The sequence below is a fragment of the Streptomyces sp. XM83C genome (assembly GCF_023072675.1).
GTDB classification, from domain to species: domain Bacteria; phylum Actinomycetota; class Actinomycetes; order Streptomycetales; family Streptomycetaceae; genus Streptomyces; species Streptomyces thermocoprophilus.
This window is the reverse complement of record NZ_JALLGL010000342.1, coordinates 1-6,234: the sequence shown is the minus strand read 5'-3', so window position 1 is coordinate 6,234 and position 6,234 is coordinate 1. Positions and strand designations below refer to the sequence as shown.

Annotated in this window: 9 protein-coding genes; 8 read left to right on the top strand and 1 reads right to left on the bottom strand. The window is 71.3% G+C overall.

Annotation, left to right across the window (positions count from 1 at the left end; genetic code table 11):
- The 6 genes from MTQ10_RS26590 to MTQ10_RS26570 all read left to right on the top strand — a co-directional run.
- A partial coding sequence (locus MTQ10_RS26590) for a hypothetical protein (RefSeq protein WP_247472702.1) occupies positions 1-822 on the top strand: 822 nt, incomplete at its 5' end.
- Between the two features lie 186 nt (positions 823-1,008).
- Entirely contained in the window at positions 1,009-1,743 is a 735-nt protein-coding gene (locus MTQ10_RS26585) for an LmeA family phospholipid-binding protein (RefSeq protein WP_247472701.1), read from the top strand.
- 234 nt (positions 1,744-1,977) lie between these two features.
- Entirely contained in the window at positions 1,978-2,058 is an 81-nt protein-coding gene (locus MTQ10_RS31750) for a putative leader peptide (RefSeq protein WP_350310325.1), read from the top strand.
- Between the two features lie 135 nt (positions 2,059-2,193).
- Entirely contained in the window at positions 2,194-3,039 is an 846-nt protein-coding gene (locus MTQ10_RS26580; RefSeq protein ID WP_247472700.1) for a sulfurtransferase, read from the top strand.
- A gap of 35 nt (positions 3,040-3,074) precedes the next feature.
- On the top strand, positions 3,075-3,362 hold the full coding sequence (locus MTQ10_RS26575; RefSeq protein ID WP_187825660.1) for a DUF1416 domain-containing protein: 288 nt from the start codon (positions 3,075-3,077) through the stop codon (positions 3,360-3,362).
- A 254-nt stretch (positions 3,363-3,616) separates the two neighbouring features.
- The gene (locus MTQ10_RS26570) at positions 3,617-3,877 is read left to right on the top strand and encodes a DUF3099 domain-containing protein (RefSeq protein WP_247472699.1); all 261 of its coding nucleotides are present in this window, start codon (positions 3,617-3,619) and stop codon (positions 3,875-3,877) included.
- Positions 3,878-3,928: 51 nt separating this feature from the next.
- Here MTQ10_RS26570 and MTQ10_RS26565 read toward each other — a convergent pair whose 3' ends face one another.
- Positions 3,929-4,291 (bottom strand): DsrE family protein, encoded by a 363-nt coding sequence (locus tag MTQ10_RS26565; protein WP_247472698.1) that lies wholly within the window; start codon positions 4,289-4,291, stop codon positions 3,929-3,931.
- A gap of 97 nt (positions 4,292-4,388) precedes the next feature.
- Here MTQ10_RS26565 and MTQ10_RS26560 point away from each other — a divergent pair, with 97 nt between their 5' ends.
- Both MTQ10_RS26560 and MTQ10_RS26555 read left to right on the top strand, forming a co-directional pair.
- Positions 4,389-5,123 (top strand): hypothetical protein, encoded by a 735-nt coding sequence (locus MTQ10_RS26560; RefSeq protein WP_247472697.1) that lies wholly within the window; start codon positions 4,389-4,391, stop codon positions 5,121-5,123.
- Complete coding sequence (locus tag MTQ10_RS26555; RefSeq protein WP_247472696.1) at positions 5,120-6,145, top strand: hypothetical protein; 1,026 nt, start codon at positions 5,120-5,122, stop codon at positions 6,143-6,145. Before MTQ10_RS26560 ends, MTQ10_RS26555 begins: the two co-directional genes overlap by 4 nt.
- Positions 6,146-6,234: the final 89 nt, after the last annotated feature.

Sequence of the window (6,234 nt, the reverse complement as noted above, 5' to 3'; positions counted from 1 at the left end):
GCCCAGCCCGCCGCCGAACCGCAGGAGCCCGCATACGGCCCCGCCACCCTCGGCGGCAACGCCCGTATCACCGACGCCCAGCGGGCCCGGCTGGAGGGGCGCTCCCCGATCATCGACCCCGGTATGCAGCCGGCGCTGCTGACCGCACTGCTCGGCCTGCTGCTGTCGGGTGCGGCGGCCGTCGGGACGTATGCGCTGCTCGTGCCCCTCGTCGTCCTCCAGGGTGTCACCGCGGCCGGCTGGTTCCGGCTGAACGGCATGTGGCCGGCCCGGCAGGGCATCGCGCTGGCCTTCCTCGGCGCGCTGGTCGCCGACGCGGCGGTGCTCGCGGCCGGCAGGGAGCACGGGCCGGCGGCGGTGCTCGGCACGCTGGGCGTGTGGGTGTTGCTCTGTCTCGTCCTCCAGCTGCGCTCGCACGCCGACCCGGACGAGCGGATGTACGGCCTGATGGCGACGGTCGTCGCGGCGGCGTTGTCGGTCCTCGCGGCCGGGTATCTGGCGGCCGACGCGGACGCGGTGACCGTCGGCGCGGCTGCCGTCGCCGTGGCGCTGGTGGCGCGGGCGCTGCCGATGCCGACGCCCGCCTCGGTGGTCGTGGCGCTGCTCGCGGCGGCCGGTGCCGGTGTGGTGGTCGGCGGGATGACGGGGCTCGGCTCGAAGGGTGCGCTGCTCGGCGCCGCGGCTGCGGTGTGCGCGCTGATCGGGCATCGTGTCGCCGCGTACGACTACCCCTCCCGCTTCGTCCACTTCACGGCGGGCGTCGCCCTGCCGCTGACGGCGGCGGCGCCGGTCGCTTACATCCTGGGCCGCGCCCTGGGCTGAGCCTCCGTATCGGAACGTCCGTATCGGTAGGTCTCGGAACGTCCGTGTCGGAGCGGCCGTACAGGAGCCTCCGCCGCAAGGCCCCCGTGTCACAGATGATCGACAGTGACCCGGGGGCCCTCCGTTTTCGTGCCCGCGCGGGGCTACGGTGGGCGGACGTGACCGTCCAGTAGGGGGAACCCAGGCATGCGCGCTCTGCGAATACTGCTCGTCGTCGTGGCGATCCTCGGCGTGCTGTTCGTGATCGCGGACCGGCTCGCCGTGAACTTCGCCGAGAACGAGGCCGCCGACAAGGTGCGCAGCAGCGAGGGCCTGGCCGACACCCCGGACGTGTCCATCCACGGGTTCCCCTTCCTCACCCAGGTGATGGGCGGCGAGCTGGACGACGTCGAGATCGGCATCAAGGACTACCTGGCGCCCACCGGGGACGGCGCGCGCACGATCCGGATCGACGACATCGAGGCCCATATGAAGGGCGTCGAGTTCTCCGGGGACTACAGCTCCGCCACCGCGAAGACCGCCACCGGCACCGCGACCATCGGCTACGACGAGCTGCTGAAGGCCGCGAAGAACGAGCCGACGCGGGTCATGCCCGGCGTCACCGCGAAGGTCGTCGGCCTGTCCGACGGCGGCAACGGCAAGGTCAGGATGAAGGTCGACGTGACGGTCCGCGGGACGTCCCTGTCGCGCACCGTGTCGGTGCTCAGCTCCGTCACCGTCCAGGGCGACACCGTCCGGGTGCACGCGGACTCGCTGCCCGACGTCGGCATCCAGATCGCCGAGGACGCGGCCCGCTCGGTCACCGACTTCGAGCAGAAGATCGAGCAGCTGCCGGGCGGTGTGAAGCTGGAGTCGGTGCGGGCGGCGAAGGACGGCGTCGAGATCAGCGTGCGGGGTTCGAACGTGCGGCTCGCGGGGTAGGGACGACGACGGCCGGCCACCACGGCCTCACGTGCGCGTACGACCCCTCCCACCAGGGATGTCCGACTGGCGAGACACCGTTGTCCGCAGCTCGGGTACGGCGGCCGGGACGCCGGGCCGCGGACGCGGCGCCGAAGCGGCTCCTCAGCATCGGATCTCGAAATACGGACGATCGCATCTCATCATCCGACACGCCGGTGACACGCCCGCCCGGTCGTCCCTACGATCGACGGCATGAAGCGACAGGCGGATCTCACGAAGCGGCGGGCAGTGGACCTGTGCCGCGTTGCCGCCATGCTCTGTCGCACCTTCTGACCGGAAGGCCGCCGCAAGGCACGCCCTCCGCATCCCCGCGCCCTGCATCAGGGCTTTCGTGCGCCGCTCACCGCTGAGCGCGCGCCCCCTCTCACCTGCACACCCCCGCCGCGACTGCCCCGGAGGAGAACGAGCATGAGCCGCAGCGACGTCCTGGTCGACGCCGACTGGCTTCAGGAGCACCTGGACGACCCGTCGATCGCCATCGTCGAGGTCGACGAGGACACGACCGCCTACGAGAAGAACCACATCAAGAACGCGATCCGCATCGACTGGACGAAGGACCTCCAGGACCCGGTGCGCCGCGACTTCGTCGACCAGGAGGGCTTCGAGAAGCTCCTGTCCGACAAGGGCATCGCCAACGACCACACGGTGATCCTCTACGGCGGCAACAACAACTGGTTCGCGTCGTACGCGTACTGGTACTTCAAGCTGTACGGCCACGAGAACGTCAAGCTCCTCGACGGTGGCCGCAAGAAGTGGGAGCTGGACGCCCGCGAGCTGGTCCCCGGTGACGAGGTGCCCGAGCGCCCGAAGACCGACTACAAGGCCAAGCCGCAGGACACCTCGATCCGCGCCTTCCGCGACGACGTCGTGGCGGCCATCGGCTCGCACAACCTGGTCGACGTCCGCTCGCCCGACGAGTTCTCCGGCAAGCTGCTCGCCCCGGCCCACCTGCCGCAGGAGCAGTCGCAGCGCCCCGGCCACGTGCCGACCGCGCGCAACATCCCGTGGTCGAAGAACGCCAACGACGACGGCACCTTCAAGTCGGACGAGGAGCTGAAGGCCCTCTACGCCGAGGAGAACGTCGACCTGGCGAAGGACACCATCGCCTACTGCCGTATCGGTGAGCGCTCCGCGCTGACCTGGTTCGTGCTGCACGAGCTGCTCGGCGTGGAGAACGTCAAGAACTACGACGGCTCCTGGACCGAGTACGGCTCCCTCGTCGGCGTGCCGATCGAGCTCGGCGCCAACAAGTAAGACCAGACCGACCTTTACCCCTCAAGGAGTTCAACATGTGCGGAGCGAAGGCCGGCGGCCCCGACGCCTCGACGATCAAGCCCGGTGAGACCACCATCCAGGGCCAGGTGACCCGCGACGGCGAGCCGGTGCAGGGCTATGTGCGCCTGCTCGACTCGACCGGTGAGTTCACCGCGGAGGTCCCGACCTCCGCCACCGGACAGTTCCGCTTCTACGCGGCCGAAGGCACCTGGACCGTCCGCGCCCTCGTTCCGGGCGCCACCGCCGACCGCACCGTCGTCGCCCAGCAGGGCGGTCTGGCGGAGGTCGCGATCGCGGTCTGAGACCGGGAGGCACCCGCCTCACGGACTCCGGGCTTGTGACGGGCCCGAGACGACAGGAGGGCCGCACCCCACGGGTTGGACGCCTGGGGTGCGGCCCTCCGGCATGCCCGGCGGACGTGCGCCGGGTGCGCCGTGCGGGCATCCGACCCGCTCGCCGCGGGGGCGTGCCGCTTTACGGACCGCCCGCCGCGAGTGTGCGCCGTGCGGGCTTACGGTCCGCCCGCCGCGGGGGTGCGCGGAACTACCCTGGAGACATGTACGCCCGGCGCCGGCACGTGTACTTCGCCATGATGGGGGCCTGCCTGACGCTCTTCGTCCTGGCCTGGGGCGTCGTGCGCATCTGGTCGGTGCCGGCCGCGGTAGGCATGTGCGTCGTCGCCATGGTCATCCCGCCGCTCGCCGCGATCGTGGCCAACCGGCGCGGCCCCGAGGACCGCTGGTGGGACGATCCCTCCGGAGACCCGAAGTCCGACGAGTGGTGGGACGAGCTGGACGGCAAGAAGCGGCGCCCATGACAGCGGGCGCCACCGTCACCGCCACCGGCGCCACCGCCACCGGCGCCGCCGTCAGTAGACCAGCGCCTGCGTGTCGTCCGCCATCGCCTCCTGCACGAACACCTGCGCCCCGGCGATCCGCACGCCCTCGATGACGTCCTTCTCCGTGATGTCCCGGCGTGCCGCGCACTGCGTGCACAGGGTGATACGGCCGCCCGCGAGCAGCGAGTCGATCAGATCCGGCAGCGGAGCGGCGTGCGGCAGCTCGAACTCGGCCGCGCGGCCCGGCAGCGCGAACCACGCCGACTCGCCGGTCAGCCACAACGACACGTCCACGCCGCTGGCCACCGCCACCGCCGCCACGGTGAAGGCCTGGGAACAGCGCTCGGGTGCGTCTGCCCCGGCGGTCACCTTGATCACGAGCTTTTTCGCCATGTTCGAATCGTAATCAACTCCCCTACAACTACTGGTGTTACCCACGAGTCTGCTGTGAAGCGCGGAATCACGAACTTTCACATCTGTGGGGGAGGCAGTGGAAGAAGCACCCGAGGATAGACCCACGCCGCGTCGGCGTGGCCGCACCGCCCTGCTCATCGCCGGAGCCGCAGCCCTCGGCGTGATCGCCGGCACCTGCACCGGCTATCTGATCCAGGCCGACCGCCCGCCCACGCCGCTGCCGCCGCTGTCCCAGCCGGTCCTCGGCCGGGCGAAGGGCCCGGCACCCGAGCCGCTGTCCGCCGCCCAGGACCGCAAGGTCAAGGCCGACGGAGACCTGCGCAAGCTGCTGCTGAAGAAGCCCGCCGGCGCCAGGTACGTCGACTGGGCGCCCGGCGAAGACGGCTGGATGGACATAGCGGCGTACGCCGACACGTACGACGACCCCGCAGGGGCCTTCGATGAACTCGTGGCGGACGAGTACCGCAGGGCCGCCATCACCCTGTGGGAGGCCGGCGACCAGGTCGTGGAGATCCGGCTGGTGCAGTTCCGGCAGGAGCAGCACGTCACCGCGGCCGAGACGGTCGAGGACAGCCGGCTCTGGGCGCGCGACGAGTACGAGGCCGACAGCTGGCCCATCCCCGGCACCGGCAACGGAACGGCACTCACCTTCACCCGGCCCGAGAAGGAGCCGGGCTACGAGCCCTACTACCGCGCCTCGGCACTCGCCTGTCGCGGGGACATCATGATGCAGATCTTCGTCTCCGACACCAAGCCGATCAGCAAGAAGACGATCATGGACCTGTCGGTACGGCAGTTGGAGCGGCTGTGACCGAGCTGAACAAGGAACCGTCGGGCGCGCCGGAGGAGGGGGCCGCCGCACCGGAGGGGACGCCCACGCCGGAGAAGCCCTCAGCGCCGGAGGAGACGGCCGCCGTACGCGAGGCGACCGCCGTACCCGAGGCGACCGCCGCCGTACCGGAGGGGACGCCCACGCCGGAGAAGCCCTCAGCGCCGGAGGAGACGGCCGCCGTACCCGAGGAGACCGCCGCCGTACCGGAGGCGACCGCCGTATCCGAGGACGGGGCCGGCGCTGAGCCGCAGCCGTCCCGCAAGCCGCGGCGGGCCGGGCGCGTCGCCAGGATGGCCGGTGCGCTGCTGCTGGCCGGTGCGGTCATCGGCGGGGTCGCCTTCACCGCCGTCACCGTGCAGGGCGCCGACCGGGACGCGGGCGCCCCGAGCTGGAAGTTCCCGGGGGACTCGCCCACCGAGTACAAGGCCCCGCCCCCGCAGGGCCTCGCCGGGCTGCTCGTGCCGTACGGCACCGACAAATGGGTGCGCGGACCCGACTACGGCGAGTTCGGCTCGGACGCGACGCTGACCGGCGCCCAGGCGATGGCGCTGCGCAAGCAGCAGCTCGCGGACATGCCGCGGTCCCAGCGCCAGAAGCTGGAGAAGGTGCTGGAGGGGCAGCCGATCAAGGGCATGGCCATGCGCAGCTACCTCAGCAAGGACGTCTCCTTGTACGGCGACGGTGTCTTCGTCATGCGCCTCGTCCTCGCCCGTCTGGACAGTACGGCGACCGCCCGGAGCTCGGTGCGGTTCCAGAAGGGGCTTCTCGACGCCGTGGAGCTGCCCAAGGGGCCGAAGATCAGCGGGTACCCCGATGCCGCGTGCTTCGAAGTGCCCGACACGGAGGACTCCGGGCTCGTCGGCCTGCTCTGCGTCGGGTCCGTCGGGGATGTGCTGGTCACCGCCACGGCGGAGGGCGCGGAACCGCTCGACACCAAGAGCGCCGCCTGGATGTTCCGCGATCAGCTCGACCGCATCAAGGAGCCGGGGGAGGCCGTATGACCGAGCAGCAGAGCACGCCGACGGACGCGCAGGACACACCGGCACCGGTGACGGACGGGGCCCCGGGCGGGGCCCCGAAGGAGCCCCCC